This window comes from Ponticaulis koreensis DSM 19734, assembly GCF_000420665.1.
GTDB classification, from domain to species: Bacteria; Pseudomonadota; Alphaproteobacteria; order Caulobacterales; family Hyphomonadaceae; genus Ponticaulis; species Ponticaulis koreensis.
The window spans coordinates 768,514-789,267 of sequence record NZ_ATVJ01000001.1 but is presented as its reverse complement, the minus strand read 5'-3'; the positions used below and the strand labels follow the sequence as shown (position 1 = coordinate 789,267).

The 20,754-nt window shown below is 53.4% G+C and carries 23 protein-coding genes; 14 read left to right on the top strand and 9 right to left on the bottom strand.

Annotated features, from left to right (window positions below):
- Positions 1 to 3: 3 nt before the first annotated feature.
- Positions 4 to 1,050 (bottom strand): uroporphyrinogen decarboxylase, encoded by a 1,047-nt coding sequence (gene hemE / locus G523_RS0104235; protein ID WP_022693786.1) that lies wholly within the window; start codon positions 1,048 to 1,050, stop codon positions 4 to 6.
- Between the two features lie 325 nt (positions 1,051 to 1,375).
- Here hemE and G523_RS0104230 point away from each other — a divergent pair, with 325 nt between their 5' ends.
- The 8 genes from G523_RS0104230 (at position 1,376) to G523_RS20110 (ending at position 7,568) form a co-directional block, all read left to right on the top strand.
- Complete coding sequence (locus G523_RS0104230; protein ID WP_022693785.1) at positions 1,376 to 2,218, top strand: pyruvate, water dikinase regulatory protein; 843 nt, start codon at positions 1,376 to 1,378, stop codon at positions 2,216 to 2,218.
- A 3-nt stretch (positions 2,219 to 2,221) separates the two neighbouring features.
- Complete coding sequence (locus G523_RS0104225; protein ID WP_022693784.1) at positions 2,222 to 2,818, top strand: Maf family nucleotide pyrophosphatase; 597 nt, start codon at positions 2,222 to 2,224, stop codon at positions 2,816 to 2,818.
- Positions 2,815 to 3,654 (top strand): shikimate dehydrogenase family protein, encoded by an 840-nt coding sequence (locus G523_RS17925; protein ID WP_022693783.1) that lies wholly within the window; start codon positions 2,815 to 2,817, stop codon positions 3,652 to 3,654. The genes G523_RS0104225 and G523_RS17925 overlap by 4 nt, the downstream gene beginning before the upstream one ends.
- Before the next feature lie 60 nt (positions 3,655 to 3,714).
- Positions 3,715 to 4,317, top strand: a complete 603-nt coding sequence (gene coaE, locus G523_RS0104215; protein ID WP_022693782.1) for a dephospho-CoA kinase — start codon at positions 3,715 to 3,717, stop codon at positions 4,315 to 4,317.
- Between the two features lie 2 nt (positions 4,318 to 4,319).
- The gene (gene dnaQ, locus G523_RS0104210) at positions 4,320 to 5,039 is read left to right on the top strand and encodes a DNA polymerase III subunit epsilon (protein ID WP_027441445.1); all 720 of its coding nucleotides are present in this window, start codon (positions 4,320 to 4,322) and stop codon (positions 5,037 to 5,039) included.
- Positions 5,040 to 5,176: 137 nt separating this feature from the next.
- On the top strand, positions 5,177 to 5,764 hold the full coding sequence (locus G523_RS0104205) for a Tim44/TimA family putative adaptor protein (RefSeq protein WP_027441444.1): 588 nt from the start codon (positions 5,177 to 5,179) through the stop codon (positions 5,762 to 5,764).
- On the top strand, positions 5,734 to 6,963 hold the full coding sequence (mltA, locus tag G523_RS17920) for a murein transglycosylase A (RefSeq protein ID WP_051134744.1): 1,230 nt from the start codon (positions 5,734 to 5,736) through the stop codon (positions 6,961 to 6,963). Before G523_RS0104205 ends, mltA begins: the two co-directional genes overlap by 31 nt.
- Positions 6,960 to 7,568 (top strand): Smr/MutS family protein, encoded by a 609-nt coding sequence (locus G523_RS20110; RefSeq protein ID WP_022693779.1) that lies wholly within the window; start codon positions 6,960 to 6,962, stop codon positions 7,566 to 7,568. The genes mltA and G523_RS20110 overlap by 4 nt, the downstream gene beginning before the upstream one ends.
- Here the strand turns inward: G523_RS20110 and G523_RS0104190 are convergent.
- The 5 genes from G523_RS0104190 to hisB are packed head-to-tail and all read right to left on the bottom strand — an operon-like array spanning position 7,565 to position 10,677.
- Entirely contained in the window at positions 7,565 to 7,927 is a 363-nt protein-coding gene (locus G523_RS0104190; protein ID WP_022693778.1) for a phosphoribosyl-ATP diphosphatase, read from the bottom strand. The genes G523_RS20110 and G523_RS0104190 overlap by 4 nt on opposite strands.
- A gap of 2 nt (positions 7,928 to 7,929) precedes the next feature.
- Positions 7,930 to 8,697, bottom strand: coding sequence for an imidazole glycerol phosphate synthase subunit HisF (hisF, locus tag G523_RS0104185; RefSeq protein ID WP_022693777.1), 768 nt, complete (start codon positions 8,695 to 8,697; stop codon positions 7,930 to 7,932).
- The gene (gene hisA / locus G523_RS0104180; protein WP_027441442.1) at positions 8,691 to 9,422 is read right to left on the bottom strand and encodes a 1-(5-phosphoribosyl)-5-[(5-phosphoribosylamino)methylideneamino]imidazole-4-carboxamide isomerase; all 732 of its coding nucleotides are present in this window, start codon (positions 9,420 to 9,422) and stop codon (positions 8,691 to 8,693) included. The genes hisF and hisA overlap by 7 nt, the downstream gene beginning before the upstream one ends.
- A complete protein-coding gene (gene hisH / locus G523_RS0104175) occupies positions 9,419 to 10,060 on the bottom strand; it encodes an imidazole glycerol phosphate synthase subunit HisH (protein ID WP_022693775.1) in 642 nt (213 codons plus the stop codon). Before hisH ends, hisA begins: the two co-directional genes overlap by 4 nt.
- Positions 10,061 to 10,086: 26 nt before the next feature.
- Positions 10,087 to 10,677, bottom strand: coding sequence for an imidazoleglycerol-phosphate dehydratase HisB (gene hisB / locus G523_RS0104170; RefSeq protein ID WP_027441441.1), 591 nt, complete (start codon positions 10,675 to 10,677; stop codon positions 10,087 to 10,089).
- A 135-nt stretch (positions 10,678 to 10,812) separates the two neighbouring features.
- On the opposite strand from hisB, the gene G523_RS20105 reads away from it, so the two are divergent.
- From G523_RS20105 to hslU, 4 genes are all read left to right on the top strand, one after another.
- Positions 10,813 to 12,936, top strand: coding sequence for a putative bifunctional diguanylate cyclase/phosphodiesterase (locus tag G523_RS20105; protein WP_022693773.1), 2,124 nt, complete (start codon positions 10,813 to 10,815; stop codon positions 12,934 to 12,936).
- 77 nt (positions 12,937 to 13,013) lie between these two features.
- Positions 13,014 to 13,574, top strand: coding sequence for an ATP-dependent protease subunit HslV (gene hslV, locus G523_RS0104160; RefSeq protein ID WP_027441440.1), 561 nt, complete (start codon positions 13,014 to 13,016; stop codon positions 13,572 to 13,574).
- Position 13,575: 1 nt separating this feature from the next.
- A complete protein-coding gene (locus tag G523_RS0104155) occupies positions 13,576 to 14,670 on the top strand; it encodes a hypothetical protein (protein WP_022693771.1) in 1,095 nt (364 codons plus the stop codon).
- A 123-nt stretch (positions 14,671 to 14,793) separates the two neighbouring features.
- Positions 14,794 to 16,098 (top strand): ATP-dependent protease ATPase subunit HslU, encoded by a 1,305-nt coding sequence (gene hslU / locus G523_RS0104150; RefSeq protein WP_022693770.1) that lies wholly within the window; start codon positions 14,794 to 14,796, stop codon positions 16,096 to 16,098.
- Here hslU and G523_RS0104145 read toward each other — a convergent pair whose 3' ends face one another.
- Both G523_RS0104145 and G523_RS0104140 read right to left on the bottom strand, forming a co-directional pair.
- Positions 16,099 to 17,265 carry a PepSY-associated TM helix domain-containing protein gene (locus G523_RS0104145; protein WP_022693769.1) on the bottom strand — a complete coding sequence of 389 codons (1,167 nt, stop codon included), beginning with the start codon at positions 17,263 to 17,265 and terminating at the stop codon, positions 16,099 to 16,101.
- Positions 17,266 to 17,630: 365 nt separating this feature from the next.
- Positions 17,631 to 18,089, bottom strand: coding sequence for a MarR family winged helix-turn-helix transcriptional regulator (locus G523_RS0104140; RefSeq protein WP_022693768.1), 459 nt, complete (start codon positions 18,087 to 18,089; stop codon positions 17,631 to 17,633).
- A gap of 123 nt (positions 18,090 to 18,212) precedes the next feature.
- Here G523_RS0104140 and G523_RS0104135 point away from each other — a divergent pair, with 123 nt between their 5' ends.
- Positions 18,213 to 18,815, top strand: a complete 603-nt coding sequence (locus G523_RS0104135) for a 2-hydroxychromene-2-carboxylate isomerase (RefSeq protein WP_022693767.1) — start codon at positions 18,213 to 18,215, stop codon at positions 18,813 to 18,815.
- Here G523_RS0104135 and G523_RS0104130 read toward each other — a convergent pair.
- Entirely contained in the window at positions 18,812 to 19,807 is a 996-nt protein-coding gene (locus G523_RS0104130; RefSeq protein ID WP_022693766.1) for an adenosine kinase, read from the bottom strand. The genes G523_RS0104135 and G523_RS0104130 overlap by 4 nt on opposite strands.
- Before the next feature lie 74 nt (positions 19,808 to 19,881).
- On the opposite strand from G523_RS0104130, the gene G523_RS0104125 reads away from it, so the two are divergent.
- Positions 19,882 to 20,754 carry a hypothetical protein gene (locus tag G523_RS0104125; RefSeq protein WP_027441438.1) on the top strand — a complete coding sequence of 291 codons (873 nt, stop codon included), beginning with the start codon at positions 19,882 to 19,884 and terminating at the stop codon, positions 20,752 to 20,754.

The window sequence follows — 20,754 nt, the reverse complement described above, 5'->3', positions numbered from 1 at the left end:
GTCTTATCCCATCGCCTGAATATGCTTCATGAGCGTTTCTACGTGTTCCGGCTTCGCATCTGGCGTAATACCATGACCGAGATTAAACACGTGAGGACGTCCATCAGCGCGATAAGCTTCTATGATCTGATCAGCCCGATCAAGCATTTGTTTTCCACCGGCGATCACAGACAACGGATCAAGGTGTCCCTGGACAGGAAAACCCTTCGGTAGTGAAGTATTTACGAAGCTCGGGACCTGACCGGTATCAAGGCCGACGGCATTTACACCGGTCTGAGCGACATAATCAGCGAGTTTCGCGCCTGCACCACGTGGGAAACCGATAATTGGTACGGTCACACCGGCACTACGCAGGTTTTCGACGAGCTTTCGGGTTGGCTCAATGACCAGCCAGTCAAAGACATGATCTGGAAGATTTTCAGCCCAACTATCGAACAGCATCAGCGCATCCGCGCCTGCCTCGACCTGAGTTTTCAGATATTCTGTTGTAACAACAACGAGATAGTCCAGAACTGCCTTCAGATCATCCGGTCGTGTATACGCCCAGAGCTTAGGATTTTTCTTGTCTGTGCCGCCGCGGCCCTCGATTGCGTAAACAGCCACTGTCCAGGGTGAACCGGCAAACCCGATGAGCGGGAATCCCTCCGGTAGTGCCGCCTTCAGACGCTCGACTGTCTCCATAACCGGAGAAACGCGCTGCATGACCTTAGAGAGCGAAACAGCTTCCAGATCACTCGCCCTATCAAGAGGGTTCAGAATCGGCCCCTCACCCGCCTCAAAACGCAAACCACGGTCCATTGCGTCAAGGACGAGCAAAATATCTGCGAAAAGAATGGCTGCGTCGAACGGATAGCGTCTCAAAGGTTGCAGAGTTGCTTCCACTGACAGAGATGGCGTGTAGCAAAAATCCAGAAAGTCTTTCGCAGTTGCACGTATCTCCCGGTACTCAGGCAGATATCGGCCCGCCTGTCTCATCAACCATACCGGAGGCCTATGCGATCTTTCGCCCTTCAAGGTTTTAATGAAAAGGGAGTTTTCCGCACCAGCCATTACCCAATCCTTATATAAGACTCAATTATTTACTATTTCTTAACCAGTGTGGTTGGTTAACAATCTATTAACTTTCCACATGTCCGGCGGTTTTCATCCGGCTAATCACAGTTCATCCACAGACCGCAATCCTTTTAGAAAATGAAATTTGCCGTTTGTAACAGGCTTCAAGACGTCGCATCGACAAATTCATCCACAGATGTCGGATAAAAAGCGAACAAAATCGAGGAAAAAGCCAGCCTGTGAATTGTGCTGTGGACTAAATATGGGAAAAGATTCGTTCCACATATTTTCCACAGGGGCTGTGGAGTTTCAGGGGTAAATCGTGTCGCAGAGTGATCTGAAATCGAAGCTACATATCTATTTCAACGTTCACCTGGTGTCGGACTCGACCGGTGAGACTCTGAACGCGGTGATGCGTGCGGCTTGCGCACAGTTTGAAAACATCATGCCGCTCGAGCACAATTATTATCTCGTCCGGTCTGAAAAGCAGCTCGATCGCGTCTTAAAAGAAATTGACGGTGCACCGGGCGTTGTCTGGTTCACGATTACAGATGAATCGCTCCGTACGAAGCTGGAAAATCACTGCCGCTCTCAGGGACATCCAACTCTACCAGTTCTGGACGCGTCCGTGAATATGCTGAGCCGGCATCTTGGCCTCAGAACGTCTGATAAAACGGCTGCTCAATATGCGCTGAATGATGAGTATTTCGAGCGCATGGAAGCGATCAATTATACGCTCGCGCATGATGATGGCGCTGGTCCGGACGGTTTGAAAAATGCTGACGTTATTCTGGTAGGCATTAGCCGGACGTCTAAAACGCCAACCTGCGTGTATCTGGCAAACCGCGGGATTAAGGCGGCGAACGTTCCGCTCGTTCCCGGAATTCCGCCGCCGCGCCAGCTCTTAGAGTTAGACGGTAAGATGCCAATGGTGATTGGCTTGAAGATCTCTCCGGAGCGATTGGTTCAGATCCGCCAGCAGCGTCTTCTTTCGCTCAATGAGGAATCGACAACTAGTTACGCTGACGATGATGCGGTAAAACACGAAGCGACAGAAGCAAACCGGCTCTTCCTGCGCCAGAAATGGAAAACCATTGACGTGTCACGCCGCTCTGTTGAAGAAACGGCCGCAGCGATCCTCAATCTTCTGCGCCGCGAAAGCTAAATTATGTCCGACGAAATTATTCTTGCCTCCGGAAGTAAAATCCGGGCGACTATTCTTCAAAATGCGGGCGTAAAATTCCGCGTGCAGACGTCACGCGTCGATGAAGACGCGTTCAAGGAATCCATGCGCGCTGAAGGCCTTTCGCCGATGGATCAGGCTGATTACCTCGCGCAGATGAAATCTGAAAAAGTTTCATCGCAGACCGGCGGCCTTGTTCTTGGCGCCGATCAGATGCTGTCGCTTGAAGGCCGCGGCTTTGATAAGCCGAAATCTCGGGAAGAAGCATTTGAACGCCTGAAAGAATTTTCCGGCAAAACCCATCATCTGGAGTGTGCAGCCGTTATTTCCGAGAATGGCGAAGCGGTCTGGCGCTATATTGCGCGCCCGAAACTCACCATGCGCAGGCTTTCGGATGAGTTCATCAACTCTTATCTCGATCAGATCGGTGATGCGGCGTTCGAAAGCGTCGGCGCCTACCAGCTTGAAGGCCTTGGTGTGCAGCTGTTTTCGTCGATTGAGGGCGATTATTTCTCTATTCTGGGCCTGCCGCTTCTGCAGGTCCTCGATTATCTGCGCGAACGTAGCGTGATTGCACGATGAAACTTTTTGGTGTTGTCGGAAATCCTGTAAAGCACTCCATCTCTCCGAAGCTTCACCAGTTCTGGTATGATCAGCTGGAGCTCGATGCGCGCTATGTAGCGCTCGAAATGTCGGCTGATTCCCCCATCGATGATTTGCGCGGGCTCGCACGATCCGGCTTTTCCGGTCTGAACATTACCCTACCCTACAAGACCGAAGCTCTGGCTTGCGCTGCGGAAGTTTCGTCCAATGCGCGCAAAATTGGAGCTGCTAACACACTGACGCGAAATGATAGCGTGTCAGGGAAAGCGCTTTGGAAGGCGCACAATACTGATATTACTGGGTTTTTGTGGTCACTTGATCAATTTGGACCGACTGAAACCGAAGAAGCGGTGCTAATTGGCGCTGGCGGCGCAGCGCGTGCTGTCGCTGCTGGTCTCAACGAACGTGGATACCGGTTGATTATTCTGAACCGCACTATCGAGCGGGCCGTAGAAATGGCCGAAGACCTGAAACTGACCCGCGCGCGCGTTTTTCCGCTTGAGGCACTTTCTGACTTTGCCGCTGAAAGCCAGCTTGTCATAAATACGATCAGTCTTGGTCATTCGGGCGGGTCACTGGACCTGCCGAAGAATGAAGGGGCGGCGTTTGTTGATATCAGCTATGGCGCGGCTGTCGAAGCAACGCTTGAAAATGCCAGACAGGCCGGATGGCGTGTTCTCGACGGGTTACCAATGCTGGTAGGCCAGGCCGCTGATGCATTCAAACTCTGGTTCGATATCAATCCCGACCGGATCGCAGCGCTTAAAGCCTGCCGCGAATGGACTGGTACACAGGAAACTCTGCAGCTGGATTAGTCACCAGCTGGACGCATTTACAAAAATTGTCTCATAGTCGGCTCAGAAAGGGCGTGAGGTATGATTTATCTCGGACTGACCGGGTCAATTGGCATGGGGAAAAGCGCAACTGCGCAGCTTTTTCGCGATGAAGGTGTGCCCGTATATGATGCTGATGCCGCCGTTCACCAGATTTACGAGCCAGGTGGAAGCGCTGTTGAAGCGATAGCTGTGGAATTTCCTCACGCCATTGAAGATGGTCGCGTAAATCGTGCCGCTCTCCGTGAGATCGTGATTGATGATGCAGATCTTCTGAAAAAACTGGAATCCATCGTTCATCCGCTTGTAGGCGAAACCCAGCAGGAATTTTGCAAACACGCGGAAGAAAGCGGCGCAGACATTGCTGTGCTTGATATTCCGCTTTTGTTTGAGACTGGCGGTAATGAGCGCGTTGATTATGTGGTGGTTGTCACCGCTCCGGCCGACATTCAACGCGAACGCGTTATGGCGAGAGACGGTATGACCGAGGGCATACTCGAAGCTATACTTGCTAAGCAGACACCGGATGCGGAAAAGCGCGCCCGGGCCGATTTCATCATCAATACCGTGATTGATATCGACTATGCGCACGAGCAAGTACGATCCTTACTATCTGCAATCCGCCGCAAACACGGGAGTAAATGATCATGCGTGAAATCATGTTCGACGTTGAAACCACTGGCCTTTTTCATGATCAGGGTGACCGTATCATCGAGATCGGTGCGGTCGAGGTCGTCAATTTCATGCCGACAGGCGAGATATTTCAGGCCTATGTCGATCCGGGTCGTTCGGTATCGAAGGAAACGATCGAAATCACGGGTATTACCGACGATATGCTGGAAGGTAAGCCGCGATTTGAAGATCCGGAAATTGTCGACAAGCTGCTTGCCTTTTTCGGGGACGCCCGCATCGTCGCGCACAACGCAAAGTTCGACCATGGCTTCCTGAATATGGAGCTGAAGCGTTGCGGTTATGACCCGATCCCGTATGATCGCTGGCTCGATTCCGCCGCTATGGCGCGTACAAAGTTTCCAGGGTCTCCGGTTTCGCTTGATGCGCTGTGTAAACGCTTCAACATCAATTCCGACGCGCGGACCTTTCACGGCGCTTTGCTCGACTCCCAACTTCTCGCCGAAGTGTATCTGGAACTGAATGGCGGCCGACACCGGACTTTTTCTTTTGATGCAAATGACGGCGATGATGAATTTGGTGGCCGTAGAAAACCCGCAAAGCAACGACCTAATCCGCTTCCTTCCCTTATCACTGAGGAAGAACGGGCAGCCCATTTCGCGTACATTTCCGAATTTGGCGCTAAATCACGCTGGCTCCAGTCGACCTGGGATGCGGCTGAAGCTGATCAGGGCTGATATCGGCCCGATAATGCTGCAAGAACGCCCGGGTTCGCATTGTAAGCGCCCGCGACATTGCTACATTGATTGGGGAAAACGCCAAACCACCATATATGGTTTGAAAGAATAGATATCGGGACTGGATATATAACACGATGAGTATGGAAATTCTGATCCTTGCAGCTGTTGCGGTGTTCGTGCTTGCGCGGTTGTTCTCCGTCATGGGGAAACAAAAGGGTGCGCCTCCGCCAGAATTTCGCCGTCAGGCAAATGGCGAACGTCCGCAGCCTGTGCTCGTACACTCAGATTCAAACGATGAAGAGGAAGACGATTTCGAAGAGGCATCCGGTCTTGAGAAAATCGCTCGCGTAGACCCGTCCTTCAACCAGCGTGAATTCCTGGCGGGTGCGAAATCTGCTTACGAGATGATCGTGAAAGCGTTTGAAGCGGGTGATCGCGCAACGCTCCGCTCGCTTCTCACAGATGATGTCTATGGTGATTACGAAGCGGCGATAGAGGCGCGTGAGACATCCGGCGAAGCAGCCCCTGATTTCGAGCGTATCCGTGATGCTCAGATCGAAGGCGGTGAGTTGAATGGCTCGGTTGCCGAGGTCAGCGTTCTGTTCTCTGCAGAACTCGCAACCGAAGAACGCATCATGTCGACGCGCGAAATCTGGACTTTTGAACGCGACACGAAAAGCAGGGATCCGAATTGGCGACTCGCAGACGTCTCGGCGGCCTGATCTGCGTTGTGGCCCTGCTTGCCTCGTGCGAGCAGCCCGCACCGGAATGCCCCGTTTGTGAAACCGTTGAGGTAACTCCGCCGCCTGAGGATGTGTCTCCTCAGGCGTTTGATTTGTCGCAAATTGCCTTTTCCGATGTGCCAGACTGGCGAACCACCCCAGTAGAGCCGTCAGTTTCTGCCCTGACTGCGCACTGCGAACGGCTAGCGTCCCGTGATCCTGAAGAGGCATTGTCCGAGCGGGCTAGCTATGGCGGAACGGTGGGTGACTGGCTTCCAGCCTGCGAAATACTGCCGCGATATATCGAAGTCGGTGAACTCCACCGCTTCTTTGAAGATTATTTCTTTGTCTACGCGATTGAAACCGAGGAAGAGACCAACCGCCTGACCGGTTATTACGAGCCTGAAATCGACGTTAGCACACGTCCGCGCGGAGAGTTGACCCAGCCCATTCCCGGCAGACCAGATGATCTGATTCAGGTTGATCTCGGTCAATTCGACCCGTCGCTTCAGGGGCGCCGTGTCTGGGGACGTGTCGATGGCCAGACGCTTAATCTCTATTATGCGCGCGAAGATATTCAGAGCCGCAATGAAAACGCCCTCGCCTATGCGCATCCGACCGATGTGTTCTTTCTGCAAATTCAAGGGTCCGGACGCCTCCGATTTCCCGATGGCACGTTAAAACGCGCAGGTTTTTCCGCGCACAATCACCGGCCGTTCGGCTCGCTTGCCAACCACCTCATTCGGACCGGCGAGATTGCGCGCTCCGAAGTGGGTATGGAAGGCATTCGCGACTGGATGGAGCGCGTCGGCGTGGAACGCGCACAGGAAGCCATGAATGTGAATCCGCGCTATGTCTGGTTTGGACTGTCAGATATCTCCAACCCGAATGAGGGCCCGCCGGGCGCTGCAGCTATTCCGCTGACGCCAATGGGCAGTATGGCCGTTGATCTCAATCATCACCCTATGGGTGTGCCCTTTCTTGTACGCGCGCCTATTCCTACTGAGCCAGGTCGTGAGGGCGATGTCCAAAACCTTGTGCTGATTGCGCAGGATACAGGCGGCGCCATTCAGGGTGTACGCCGAGGCGATATTTTCTTCGGGTCGGGTGATGAGGCGGGCGCGCTTGCGGGTTCTATGAACCAGCCGGGTGAGTTCTTCATTATGCTGCCGCAACCGGTTGAGCGAGACGCGGAATGAGCCGGAAACGTCCTCTGAGCCCGCGCGAAGAGCGGATGTGGCAAAGAGTGACGAAATCTATCCGTCGCCTGGATGGTCGCCATCCGGAACCGGACGTGAAACCAGAAGAAGACGCGAAAATGCCGTCGCCGGCTGTTTCACGTGAAACCCATCACGCGCCGAAATCTTATGAAAGAGCGAAAGCCTCACGCGAGGATCTGGAAAAGCTTCTGTCTGAGCATACCGGCCCGCGCATTCATGAGCGCCTGACAAAGCAATTGAAGCCTACGCCGCCATCCCCGCGTGCGAGCGTCGCGGATCGTGGCGGAGAAAAGCGTATTCAGCGCGGTAAGTTTGATATCGGTCCGAGCCTTGATTTGCATGGTGAAACGCAGGCAAGCGCGCGCTCAAACCTGCTTCGCTTTATCGTCTCGCACCGTAATACGGGTGAGCGGTCTGTGCTGGTGATTACCGGTAAGGGTCGCGGCGGTCGCGGGATTTTACGCTCGCGTTTCCTGGAATGGATCGGTGAACCTGATTTTCGCATGCATATTGGTGGATATGCGCGCGCCAACCAGAAGCATGGCGGCGATGGCGCGTTTTACGTATTTCTGAGACGGCTTTAGATGCCGTCACCATCCCGGCTGGCTTTTTCAACAAGTCCTGAAATGCCCTGACGTTCAGCTAGCACATTTGCGACTTCTTCCAGACTGATACCGCGAGAGCGGAGTGCGACTAGGAAGTGATAGAGAAGATCGGCAGACTCGCCGGCCACTTCTTCTTTTTCCTGAGAGGTCAGCGCAATAACAAGCTCGACTGCCTCTTCACCCAGTTTCTTCGCCGTGCGCTCAGGACCTTTAGAGAGCAGTTTGGCCGTGTAGCTTGTGCCCACGTCCGCAGATTTGGCGCGTTCATCGATTGTGGCAGCCACTTCCTGAAGGACTTTTCCGAAGAAACCGGCATAGCCGAGAGGTGCGTCACTCATGATCAGTTCTCCTCTATCCGCATTGGAATGCCAGCAGCCTGCATTTCTCGCTTGGCATCCTCGATGGCAATCTCGCCAAAGTGGAAGATGGATGCCGCAAGCACGGCGGTCGCGCCTGTTTCCTGAATACCTTCGATCAGGTGAGGAATAGTCCCTGCACCACCAGACGCAATGACAGGAATTGTCACGCGGGATGCAACCAGCCTGGTCAGTTCAATGTCATAGCCGGATTTTGTGCCGTCTTTATCCATGGAGGTGAGGAGGATTTCCCCTGCCCCTTTGGCGCATACGAGCTCGGCATATTCTACGGCATCGATACCTGTGCCGCGCTTGCCGCCATGGGTGAAGACTTCCCATTTGCCATCACCTGTCCGGCGCGCATCAATGGCGACAACCACACATTGGCGGCCAACACGCGCCGCGCAACGGGCAATCAGGTCCGGATCTGCAACAGCTGCCGAGTTGATACCGACTTTATCAGCACCCGCGCGAAGAAGCGCGATCACATTGTCAGGTGAACGCACACCGCCGCCGACTGTGAGCGGTGTAAAACAATTGCGGGCCGTTTTGTTGACGACATCCAGCATCGTGCCGCGACCTTCTTCGGATGCTGAGATATCCAGAAAGCAAATCTCGTCAGCGCCCTGCTCTGAATAGGCTTTGGCCAGAGCAACCGGATCACCCGCATCGCGTAGATCGACAAAGTTCACGCCTTTAACAGTGCGTCCGTCTTTCACATCGAGGCAGGGAATAATCCGGGTTTTTAGCACCGTGCAGCCTCCAGAGCTTTGACAGGATCAATATCGCCATCATAAAGCGCTCGGCCCAGAATAGAGCCGGAGATCGGCGCGCTGGACGCACGCAAATTGGTAATATCTTCAACGGCTTTTACGCCGCCTGACGCAATGACAGGAATCGAAACAGCGTCAGCAAGACTTGCTGTCAGATCAGCATTCACGCCTGTTTTCAGCCCATCACGGCCAATATCCGTTACGATGATGGCTGCAACGCCGGAGTCTGCGAATGCTTTGGCGAGTTCGACAGCCTGCAGAGTTGAGACCTCTGCCCAGCCTTCAACAGCAACAAAGCCGTCGCGCGCATCGATACCGACCGCAATCTTGCCCGGGTAAGCCGCGGCGCACTCTTTGACGAAATCAGGGTCGCGCGCAGCAATCGTGCCGAGAATCAGGCGTGATATGCCAGCATCCAGCCAGTTTTCGACATGCTCGCGCGTACGAATGCCACCCCCAAGCTGCACGGGCATGTTCACCGTTGAGAGAATCTCCTGAACCGATTGACGGTTTTTGCTCTCACCCGCAAAGGCGCCATTCAGATCGACGACATGGAGATATTCAAAACCCATATCTTCAAAGCGTTTGGCCTGATCAGCGGGTGTGTTGTTGAACACAGTCGCCTGTTCCATGTCGCCTTGAATGAGACGCACGCACTGGCCGTCTTTCAGATCAATCGCCGGATAGAGAGTAAAAGCGGTCATGGGTTCCATTTGATCCAGTTGGTGAGCAGGCGAAGGCCGGTCTCCTGACTGAGTTCCGGGTGGAACTGAGTACCGAAAACGTTGTCACGCCCAATGGCTGCTGTGATGTGACCGCCATAATCGACTTCGACCTGAAGATCGGACGGATTTGCGCAGTGCATGTGAAAAGAGTGGACGAAATAGGCGTGGTTGCCCGTCTGAATGCCTTCCAGAACCGGGTGTGCGGTTCGAACGACCAGCTCGTTCCAGCCCATATGCGGAATAGGAAGACCAGGATCTGTCGGGATGTGTTCAACTTTTCCCGGAATCCAGCCAAAGCCCGGTGTTTCACCGTCTTCAAGGCCAAGATCAGCCATAAGCTGCATGCCAACACAGATCCCAAGCACCGGACGGCCCTTTTTATGGATGCTGTCTTCGAGTGCCTCGACCAGACCTGAAACACCGAACATGGCTTCGCGGCAGTCTTTAAAGTGTCCGACGCCTGGAATAACGACGCGGTCAGCGGCGGCGATTTTTTCGGGACTGTCGGTAACAATCAGTCCGCAGGACAGGCCCGAGCGCTCGACGGCAACTTCGAGCGCGCGTTGCGCAGATGGAATATTCCCTGCGCCATAGTCAATCAGAGCTACGGTTTGCATAGAGCCTTACTGGGTCTGTCTCGTTTCTAGAGAGACCCTTTAGTAGAGACAGCTTCACCTGCAAATACCGGATCGTAGGAAATTGCCTGACGAAGCGAGCGAGCAAGCGCTTTAAAGCAAGATTCGGCAATATGGTGACAGTTCTCGCCGTAGAGATTCTCGATGTGGACACAACCACCGGAATTCATTGCGAAGGCCTGAAACCATTCTTTGAACAATTCGGTGTCGAAATCGCCAATCTTGTCGCGGGTAAAATTTACATTCCAGATCAGATACGGGCGGTTGCACATATCGATCGCCGCGCGGCTGAGCGTTTCATCCATTGGTACATAAGCGTGGCCGAAGCGGTTGATGCCTTTGAAATCACCGAGCGCTTTTGCGATGGCCTGACCCATCACAATGCCGGTGTCTTCAACAGTGTGGTGCATGTCGATGTGAAGATCGCCCTTGGCTTCGACTTTCAGGTCGATAGCGCTGTGCTTGGAAAAAGCTTCCAGCATATGATCGAAAAAGCCGATTCCGGTATGGATCTCAGACTTTCCTTTACCGTCCAGTGTTACACTGACGCGGATCTGGGTCTCTTTTGTTTCGCGATAAACTTCTGCAGTGCGCATGATCACATTCCCTGCCGACTTTTTTGTCGGTTTCTACGAAGATTTAGGGGCTTATTCACCGATTTCTAAACAAATTCTCTTAACAGAGGTCTCATGGGAGCCTGATTTCAGGTCTGCCCATAATGCTTTGAGGAGCAAATGGCTAGGCAGGAAACGCCAAACGGAAGCGTAAAGTACGGTCTGCGAACGAGTCTGATTGGATTCGCGATCGGGCTTGTTGTGCTTGCGTCATTGGGCTTTGCACTGTCCAATCTCGCGCTGGATCATTTCACACGTGCGGCCAAAGCTACATCGAACATTGAGGCGAGTGCGAATACTTGGAACCCGGTTATGCCGGCTATGTTGCCGCGCCCGACCGTTGAGAATGAGGAACGTATCACTGAGCTCGTTCGGGTTTCCGAAACAGTTTCCGCTCTGCGAGTGATCGATGTTAATGGCGAAATTTCTTTTGATGTGACCGAGGAAGAGAGCTCTCATCGTGTGATCATGGAAGCGCTTGCGCTGACCAAACTTTCAGACGAACGGACCGTTCTTCAGAGTCAAAATGGAATCGTTCTGGCCCAGCCTGTTTTCTCAAACGGGATGCTTGTTGGTTATTTCGCGATCGAGTATCCGTTCTCGGCACTGCCAAATACGTGGCTGCGTACTTTGATGTGGAGCCTTGCAACTGGCGCCCTTATTTGCGCGCTGTGCATTCCATTGGTTCTGATGCTCGTACACAAAGTTACCGACCCGCTCTATCGTCTTATCGATTTCACGTCGGGCATTAATGCGGGTCATCTGTCATCTCGCGTTGATCTGAAAGCTGGTAACGAATTCGATCTTCTGGGCGAGTCCTTCAACAAGATGATGCAGCGCATGGAAAACACCATGCGCCATATTCAGAAGCTCGCTTTTGTAGATTCCGTGACGGACCTTCCTAACCGCGAACGCTTCCTGCGTGTTCTGAACAAGTCCCTTCAGGACCGTACAGATGATTGCTTTACGGCTGTCATTATACTGAATGTGGATCGCTTTCGCTGGGTGAATGAAACACTTGGTCCGCAAAAAGGTGACGAAGCGCTATCTTTGATTGGCATGCGCATCCGCAAGGCTTTAGTCGCGGCGGATAAGGCTGTTCGTCTTACCGATGCGCAGCAGCAACCCTCGATGGTTGCGCGGCTCAGCGGTGACGAGTTCGCAGTCGTTGTTCCGAATATTGACGCCAAGTCAGACATTACCCGTCTCATGCAGATGGTGATTTCCAGCATGCGCCAGCCGCTTGAAATTGGCGGTCAGGCGATCACGCTCGGCCTGTCTGGTGGTATCGCGCTTGCGCCAATCCATGGTGTGAAAGGCGAAGACCTCGTTAAAAATGCTGATCTTGCTTTGAAGGAAGCGCGCCGTGCAGGTCGCTCTAAAGCCCGTTTTTACTCTACCAAGCTCAATAAAATCGCGATGGACCGCCTTCACCTTGAGGCTGATCTGCGTCGCGGTATCGAGCGAGACGAGTTCATTCCTTACTTTCAGGCGAAGGTGGACTTCAAAACCGGTCAGATCTCCGGTGCCGAGGCGCTTGTGCGCTGGCAGCGTGAAGATGGTGATATCATTTCCCCAGGCATTTTTATTCCGATGGCCGAGCAGCTTGGCCTGATCTCCCGTATTGGCGAGTCCGTTCTGAAGCAGGCTTGTGTGCAGGCCACGCGCTGGATGAAAGCCGGTCATGACTGTAAAGTCGCGGTGAACGTTTCCCCGCTTCAGTTTGAAGAGGCTAACTTCTCTGAGAAGGTTCTGTCTTCTATTCGCGACGCTGGCCTGCCGCCTGGTCGTCTCGAGCTTGAGATTACTGAGACGATGGCCGTTGCCGATACGGATCGTGTATCAGAAATCATGCGCCCACTCCGTGCTATGGGCGTTCGTCTTGCGATTGACGATTTCGGTGCGGGTCACTCCAACCTCGTGACACTGACCAAGCTGCCATTCGACGTGTTCAAGATCGACCAGCAGTTCGTCAGTGCGCTCCATTCTGATTCTCAGGCGCCAGCTGTCGTCGAGATGATTCTGGCCATGGCCGAGACCATGGGTCTTGAAACTGTGGCTGAAGGCGTTGAGACACCGTCCCAGAGCGACTTCCTGCGTCGCCGCGGCTGTACACTGGCGCAAGGCTATCTCTATGCGAAGCCGATTCCGCCGGATGAATTTATGAAGTTCCTTGAAAACTGGCGTCCTTTTGGCGAGACGCTGGCTGAGGATTTCCTTACCTCTCTGGACGGTGCAGCTTAGCCTCGAAATATCAGATTTATCGATAAACGGAAATTTTGCTTGCGTTTTGGCGATAGCTTCGCCACATTGCCAGCATGATGAATGATACCCACCAGGACAATAAATGGCGTGCAACCACAATTCTGGCTGTGCGCAAGAACGGTAAAATCGCCCTTATCGGTGATGGTCAGGTTTCCCTTGGCCAGACAGTTATGAAGGGCAATGCGAAGAAGGTGCGCCAGCTTATCGAAGGCAAGGTGCTGACTGGATTTGCAGGCGCGACGGCGGATGCCTTCACGTTGTTCGAACGCCTTCAGGGCAAGCTCGAACGCTATCCGGATCAGCTTCAACGCGCAGCTGTCGAGCTCGCCAAGGAATGGCGTACCGAGAAATATCTTCAAAAACTCGAAGCCATGCTGATCGTGGCTGACAAGGATGTCACTCTCCTCATTTCCGGACAGGGCGACGTCATCGAACCGGAGCATAACGTGCTGGCGATTGGCTCTGGCGGCAATTACGCCGTCTCCGCAGCGCGCGCACTCTATGAATATGAACCAGACGCGGAAGTGATTGCCCGTAAAGCGATGGAGATCGCGGCAGATATCTGTGTCTACACAAATTCCAGCTTCACACTGGAATCTCTGCCATCGGAGACATGATATGGATCGCGACAAGCTGAAGGCGGCAATTGAAGCCGATGTTATTTCTGCCGATCAGGCCGCCCGGCTTGAAGCGATGTTTACACGAAAAGAAGGTGAAGAGGCCGAATCCGAGCCGTTACGCTTTCTTTCCAATCTGAATGACGTTTTCCTCTCTATTGGTCTCGTCATTCTGTTTGTCGGCTTGGGTGCCGGCCTTTCAATCTCCATTTTTACATCCGGCACTGTTCGTTTTGAACATTTTGCACCGGTGATCTTCGGGCTGCTGGCAGCAATTGCCTGGGGGCTTTCTGAATATTTCTGCGCCCGCCGAAAATTGCTCCTGCCGAGCATTGTTCTCGCGATTATCTGGTCGGTTTGTGTTGGCGTTGCTGCTTACTTCCTGCTCGTCTGGAACGTGTTTCAGGAGCATGGCGGCGAGATTGCGTCATCTGTCTTCACGGGAAGCGAGCCGAGCGATAGTTTCTTTGAAGATCTGGCAACGCAGTCGCGTACATCTGCCATTCTCGGCATTCTGGTCGCGACGGGTGCGGCGCTTGCGTATTACATCCGCTTCCGCCTGCCCTTCTCCCAATTCCTGATGATGATCACGCTGTCGCTCATCGCGTTCATTCTGATGCCGGGCTATGAAACATTGGTGGCTATGGGCGTCGTCTCGCTCTTGCTGGCCATCTTCTTCGATGCGCGCGACCCTCACCGCTCTTCCCGCCTGTCTGATAATGCTTTCTGGCTGCACGTGGCTGCGGCTCCGCAGCTTGTCTATGGCATTCGGGGTATTGTTGAGGGCTCCGTGCCAGATGGAAGCGCCATGGTCCATGTCGCACTCGTCTCTGTCCTTGCTGTGTTGACCATTCTTTCGCTGGCTCTGAACCGCCGCGCGCTCATTATCTCTGGCCTTGTAACTTTCGGATGGGCGATCTGGAATCTCTTTCAGGCATTCGGCGACTCCATTCTGATGAAGTTTGCTGCGCCTTTCCTTCTCATCGGTGCGATCGTTGTTCTGCTCGGCGCAGGCTGGAAGACCGCACGGAAGATTCTTTTGGCCTGGGTGCCATCGACAGGGCTGCTCGGGCGTATCTTTCCGAAAGAAGTCTGAGGCTTTCGAAAATTAGAATCCGAAGACGGGCTGGGATTTTTTCTTGGAGATTCCAGCTCTCTTCCTAACTCCTAGTGAGACCAGTGGCGCGTTTTGCCAGAACTATCCGGAGCCTTTGCATTTATGACCGAGTTTTCTCCCCGCGAAATCGTATCTGAACTCGACCGGTATATTGTCGGTCAGGCTGACGCGAAACGGGCAGTCGCGATTGCGCTGCGTAACCGGTGGAGACGTAAACAGGTCGGTTCACCACTAGCAGAAGAAATTACGCCGAAGAACATTCTCATGATCGGGCCCACCGGTGTCGGTAAAACAGAAATCTCTCGCCGGCTTGCGAAACTCGCTAATGCGCCATTTCTGAAAGTCGAAGCGACGAAGTTCACTGAGGTTGGCTATGTCGGCCGCGATGTTGAACAGATCATTCGCGATCTCGTGGAAGCTGCAATTGGCATAACTCGGGAACGCAAACGTCAGGACGTACGTGTACGCGCTGAGATTGCTGCCGAAGAACGGGTGCTGAGCGCGCTTGTCGGTGAAAACGCAGGCCAGTCCACCCGCGAAACCTTCCGCAAGAAGCTGAAAGACGGCGATCTTGATGATCGCGAAGTCGATATCGATATAGCCGATACCTCTTCGCCTATGGATATGATGGATATCCCCGGCGGTGGTGGCTCAATGGGTATGATCAATCTTGGTGACATATTCGGCAAGGCGATGGGCGGTCGCACCAAACAGGTCCGCATGAAGGTTAGGGATGCCTATGAGCCTCTTCTGAATGAGGAAAGCGATAAGCTTCTCGACGAGGAAAGCATTATCCGTGAGGCTGTTCGCTCTGTTGAGCAGGATGGCATCGTCTTTCTGGATGAGATCGACAAGGTTGCTTCCGGTGGTGATCGCCGCGGCGCCGATGTCTCTCGCGAAGGCGTGCAGCGTGACCTTCTCCCGCTTATCGAAGGCACAACCGTCACAACGAAGCGCGGCGCTGTAAAAACCGACCATATTCTGTTCATCGCGTCAGGCGCGTTCCACGTGGCCAAGCCAAGCGATCTTCTGCCAGAGCTTCAGGGGCGTCTTCCAATTCGAGTTGAGCTGAAAGCCCTCACCCGCGACGATTTTCGCCGTATTCTGACAGAACCGGAAGCCAGCCTCATCAAGCAGTATACAGCTCTGATGGAAGCCGAAGGCGTCACGCTCGAGTTTTCCGAAGATGCCATTGATGAGCTCGCAGATCTCGCTGTGCGCGTGAATGAGAGCGTGGAGAATATTGGCGCGCGTCGTCTTCAAACGGTGATGGAGCGCCTGCTGGACGAGATTTCCTTCACGGCGCCAGACCGCTCAGGCGAGACAATTCGCCTGACGGCGGAGGACGTAAAAACAAAAGTCGGCGACCTTGCTCAGGACGCCGACCTTTCAAAATACATTCTCTGATCAGGCTTGTTTTGCCTTACGGCGTCGCCATGCAGGAAGCACCAGTCGGCGCCACGACAGAGCCAAACCCGTCCAGACAAGGAAGCAGGCGGCCAGGGATGCGATGCCAGCAATTGTAGACCCGATCACGCCATAACGCTCGCCTGTATGAATAAAGCGCAGAAACATACGGGTCTTCATGGCTGGTGAGTTTTCCGCATACTCGCGAACTTGCGTAATCTCGCCCGCGCTGCGGTCAAAGGTCAGGTTTGTGCGTTGTTGAGGCGTGATGCGGTTTCCAAAATCACGCGTCAGGCTGACTGTTTTTGCATCCGGCTCTGATGGCAGCGAAATCGACATACGCTTCCAGTCTCCGTCATATTCTGCGATTGCGGCGTCGACTGCAGCCTGAAGGCTCATCAGTTCTATCACCGTTTCCTCTGTTTCCGCAGCGTCCGGCCCGTTTCCGCCTGACGGAGGTGGTCCGCCGCGTTGAGGCATGTCTTCGCCCCATGCTGCGTAGATTAGCTGGGATGCCCACGGGTATGAAATCATGACACCAGAGATGACGATAAAGAAGAGTGGAATAAGCGCCCAGAAGCCGAAGACATGGTGCCAGTTATAGTCGCGGGCTTTCGCATTCGGATAAGATCCGCGGAAGAACAGGTTCAACTTGAAGAAGGTCCAGCGCATCGCTTTTGGGAACCATAGGTACAGGCCTGAAATCACCAGAAACAGAAAGGCGAGGTTCGCCGCACCGGTGACTGCGCGCGCTGTAGACCGGGCTTCACCTTCTGCGCCAAGCCAGCGGTGGATGCCCATCATCGTGTGCATGAAGTCTTCCGTTGCAAGCGCCGGGTTCTCGATTGGTGTGCCCGTGAACGGATTTAACAGAATGGCATCTGAGCGCCCCGCCTGAAGAATTACGGGCGCGTTTTCGCGGTTGTCAAACGCCAGAGACACCCGATTAGTACCAGCTTCCTGAACCGCTTCTGTCTGCACCAGCTCATCCACAGTCATGCGAGATGCACCCTCTGGCGCTGCGACCTCGACGCCGTCCAGAATAGCGAGCGGCAGGTGGTGTTCATACATCAGAAGAATGCCGGTGACCGACATGAGAAGTACGAACAGGCCTGCAACGCAGCCGGTTGCAAGGTGGCTCCAGAAAATGATCCGACGAAATGACATGGGGATTTCACCCTTTTTACAGATTAAACGGCGCGAATGGGCGTCTGTTGGTTGCCTGAGGCCTCAGTCCGCCTGAAATGCGCTATAGATCCGGTGAAACTATATGACATGACATGCATATCAGGGCCGACTTTGACGTGTTGAGATAGCTGCAAGCTGATCCTTATAACCATATAAACGTTATGGCTTTAGCATTCCGTCGTATACGATCTGCGACCAAATGACCGCAGTACGGATGGACGGGCTGGCTACGCGCGTTCGGAATGCGCGAAGAAGAGCAGCACATAACATTTCCAATGCAACTGATAATTATTCTCAATAAAGGCCAATGAATTAGATGAGAATGATTGTCAACAGGGGGAGCGTCATTGTTTGTCGGCGTAGCGGTTTTGCAGGCTTCTGGCCTCAGGGGTGCCCTTCATCAGACGCTCGAGCGTAAGGATGGTTGTGCTGACGTTGTCAGCATTGAGGCGCTGCTCAATCCATTCATTAAAACCCGCTTCGATCTGGGCGACCTTGTATGCTGCGACCTGACCAGATTCTGTAAGTGCCAGTTTGACCGCTCTTCTATCATTTGGATCTGGCGTGCGGGTGATGAGCCCTTTTTCTTCCATGCGTTTGATCAGGCGGGAGGGGTGATCTGCCTCACAGATCAGAAAGTGGCTGAGCTCTCTGATAGATAAAGCTCGATTCTCCTCAAGCGTTGCTAGAACCTCTGCCCAGGCTGGCGTCAGGCCTAACGGTCTCAACATGTCCGCAAACACGCGATGACCGCTGCGTTGTGCGGCCAGAATCGTATCGCGGAACCTTTTGGGAAGCGTCATGGTCACTCCATAATATGATATGTCATGTAAATGGAGTCGTATTTCACGGCAAATTGAGCGCTGTTTGGGGTAGATATCTGAATTCTTAGTTCATATATTGTATATACAATTTAGGAGATTCATATGGCTGGCCAGGTAGAGTTTTACTTCGATTATGTAAGTCCGATGTCTTATTTCGGATTTCATCGGGTCCTTGATCTACAGGCGCGCACCGGTTGCGAAATCATCTGGCGACCAATGTTTCTGGGCGCCGTGATGAAGGCCACAGGCAACCGCCCGCCGGGTGTGGTTGAGGCAAAACGTAACTATTTTTTCGTCGACACAGTTCGTCATGCAAAACGGTTTGATCTGCCATTCACGTTCAATCCGCATTTTCCGTTTGATTCACGCAAAGCCCTGAACATTACGGCAAGTTTGCTGGAGGATGGCGCTTTGATCCCTTTCATGAAAGCGATGTTTCATCATAGCTGGGGTGAGCCGAAGAATCTCGCCGATGAAGCGGTGCTCCGCGACGTGCTGACGGGTGAAGAATTCTGCACCGATCAGTTTATGGCGCGCGCAGATGCTACAGAAAACGCAGAGATCATTTCCGAATTTACCAAAATGGCTCTGGAGCACGGCATTTTCGGCGCGCCATCATTTGTCGTCGGAAATGAAATGTATTTCGGTCAGGACAGGATCGACTTTGTAGAAGATGCCCTGACCGAAAAAAGCTGGATCCGTTAAAGAAGACCGGCTTTTACAGCCAGTTGACGATAGCTGGTTTCCGGACGTGGGCCGTAATGTGAAATCACTTCGGCCGCTGCAATATGACCAAGCTTGGCGCAGTCACGGATACGACGGTTTCGCGCATAGCCGAAAAGGAAGCCGGCGGCGTATTGATCGCCGGCGCCGGTGGCATCGACGACTTTTTTCACAGGCTCTGCTGGCATGGTGATGATCTCGTCAGGTGTCACGACAACAGACCCTTTGGACGACCGCGTGATTGCGCCAGCATAAGCGTCAGCGCGAAGCATCTGAACGGCGGCGTCGAAGTCTGTCGTTTCATAAAGCGAGAGCAACTCTGCTTCATTTGCGAAGACGAGATCGACATGGCCCTTGATCAGATGACGGAAGCTCGAGCGGTGGCGATCCACGCAGAAGCTGTCAGATAGCGTCAGGGCAACACGGCGTTTTGCGGCTTTCGCGATTTCTGCGGCGTGGACGAATGCCGCTTTTGCTTCTTCCTTGTCGAAGAGATAGCCTTCCAGATAGAGGATTTTGCCGCGTTTGATCAGTTCGGCATCGACGTCTTCAGGCGTGAATTCAGTAGACGCACCCAGGAAAGTGCTCATGGAGCGTTCACCGTCCGGTGTCACAGCGATCATGCAGCGCGCTGTAGCCGGTCCGTTTACAAGAGATGCTGTCGGAAATTCGATCTGAACGCGGTTCATTTCCTTGCGGAAGAATTTGCCAAGCGCATCTTCTGCGACCTTGCCGATATAACCTGTATGGCCGCCAAGGCTGGTAATGCCAGCAATTGTGTTCGCACCCGATCCGCCTGGAACGAAGCGGCCTTTATCACCAAACGCGCGCGCCAGTTCGGTAGCGCGCATTTGATCGATAAGCGTCATTCCACCTTTGCGGATGTCGTGGATTGTGAGAAATCCGTCTGGAACTGATGCGATAACGTCGACGATGGCATTGCCAACACCAACCACATCCAAATCACCACTCATACTGAGAGCCTGCCCTAAAAATCGTAAAATATTAACGTTAACGGGCAGCTTAGGCTGGAATGACTCAAGAAACCATGAAAATCGCATATCTTTCTGCGTATTCGGTACTCCCGGAAAACCCGAACCGTCGCAGTGATGCTTACGAACATGATTTGCAGTTTGCCTGCCTGTCGGAGCCACTGGTGGCGGCAGGCCATGAGCTGGTCGTTGTGCAGTGGGACAGGGCCGATGTGGACTGGGCGCAGTTTGATGCTGCGCTCATCGGTGCGACATGGGATTATACCGATAAGCGTGAGGCTTTTCTGGCGCGGCTCGAGGAGATTGAGGCGCTTGGCGTGCCGGTTTTCAATCCATCATTTCTGGTGCGCTGGAATAGCCGGAAAACCTATCTGCGAGAGCTCGAGGACAAGGGAATCGCCTGCATTCCGACCATATGGGCTGATTGCCCGACCGCGCATGAGTTGGAGGCTGCTTTTGACACCCTTAACTCTCAACGAATTGTGGTTAAACGACAGGTCGGCGCGGGGGCAGGCGGACAAATTCTGATTAACCGCGATGATCCGCTCTCAGATTATGCGTATCCCGCCATGATACAGCCTTTCATGTCGTCCATTCAGCAGGAAGGCGAATTTAGTTTCATCATGATTGACGGTGAACTTTCTCATGCTTTGATCAAACGGGCTAAAACCGGCGACTATCGCATCCAGTCAGCCTATGGTGGATACGAAGAACCCATTGTGCCATCTGCTGACGATCTTGCTGCCGCGAACTCGGTTCTGGCAGTGCTCGATGAGATGCCACTTTATGCCCGGGTGGATATGATCCGTGGAAACGACGGGCATCTTCTGCTCATGGAGCTCGAATTGATTGAACCGTATCTTTATCCGGAACAATCAGACGAGTTGGGCGTTATATTATGCCGTGCTCTGTGCAAAAGGGTGCGTTGA

Bases quoted from the DNA above. Each gene is read 5' to 3' on its own strand.
- G523_RS0104155 (WP_022693771.1), top strand. From the start codon at position 13,576: ATGGATCGCGACAAGCTGAAGGCGGCAATTGAAGCCGATGTTATTTCT.
- coaE (WP_022693782.1), top strand. From the start codon at position 3,715: ATGATTTATCTCGGACTGACCGGGTCAATTGGCATGGGGAAAAGCGCA.
- G523_RS20105 (WP_022693773.1), top strand. From the start codon at position 10,813: ATGGCTAGGCAGGAAACGCCAAACGGAAGCGTAAAGTACGGTCTGCGA.
- G523_RS17925 (WP_022693783.1), top strand. From the start codon at position 2,815: ATGAAACTTTTTGGTGTTGTCGGAAATCCTGTAAAGCACTCCATCTCT.
- hemE (WP_022693786.1), bottom strand. From the start codon at position 1,050: ATGGCTGGTGCGGAAAACTCCCTTTTCATTAAAACCTTGAAGGGCGAA.
- G523_RS0104135 (WP_022693767.1), top strand. From the start codon at position 18,213: ATGGCTGGCCAGGTAGAGTTTTACTTCGATTATGTAAGTCCGATGTCT.
- G523_RS0104225 (WP_022693784.1), top strand. From the start codon at position 2,222: ATGTCCGACGAAATTATTCTTGCCTCCGGAAGTAAAATCCGGGCGACT.
- G523_RS0104125 (WP_027441438.1), top strand. From the start codon at position 19,882: ATGAAAATCGCATATCTTTCTGCGTATTCGGTACTCCCGGAAAACCCG.
- G523_RS0104130 (WP_022693766.1), bottom strand. From the start codon at position 19,807: ATGAGTGGTGATTTGGATGTGGTTGGTGTTGGCAATGCCATCGTCGAC.
- G523_RS0104145 (WP_022693769.1), bottom strand. From the start codon at position 17,265: ATGTCATTTCGTCGGATCATTTTCTGGAGCCACCTTGCAACCGGCTGC.
- hslU (WP_022693770.1), top strand. From the start codon at position 14,794: ATGACCGAGTTTTCTCCCCGCGAAATCGTATCTGAACTCGACCGGTAT.
- G523_RS20110 (WP_022693779.1), top strand. From the start codon at position 6,960: ATGAGCCGGAAACGTCCTCTGAGCCCGCGCGAAGAGCGGATGTGGCAA.
- dnaQ (WP_027441445.1), top strand. From the start codon at position 4,320: ATGCGTGAAATCATGTTCGACGTTGAAACCACTGGCCTTTTTCATGAT.
- G523_RS0104140 (WP_022693768.1), bottom strand. From the start codon at position 18,089: ATGACGCTTCCCAAAAGGTTCCGCGATACGATTCTGGCCGCACAACGC.
- hisA (WP_027441442.1), bottom strand. From the start codon at position 9,422: ATGACCGCTTTTACTCTCTATCCGGCGATTGATCTGAAAGACGGCCAG.
- G523_RS0104205 (WP_027441444.1), top strand. From the start codon at position 5,177: ATGAGTATGGAAATTCTGATCCTTGCAGCTGTTGCGGTGTTCGTGCTT.
- hslV (WP_027441440.1), top strand. From the start codon at position 13,014: ATGAATGATACCCACCAGGACAATAAATGGCGTGCAACCACAATTCTG.
- G523_RS0104190 (WP_022693778.1), bottom strand. From the start codon at position 7,927: ATGAGTGACGCACCTCTCGGCTATGCCGGTTTCTTCGGAAAAGTCCTT.
- hisH (WP_022693775.1), bottom strand. From the start codon at position 10,060: ATGCAAACCGTAGCTCTGATTGACTATGGCGCAGGGAATATTCCATCT.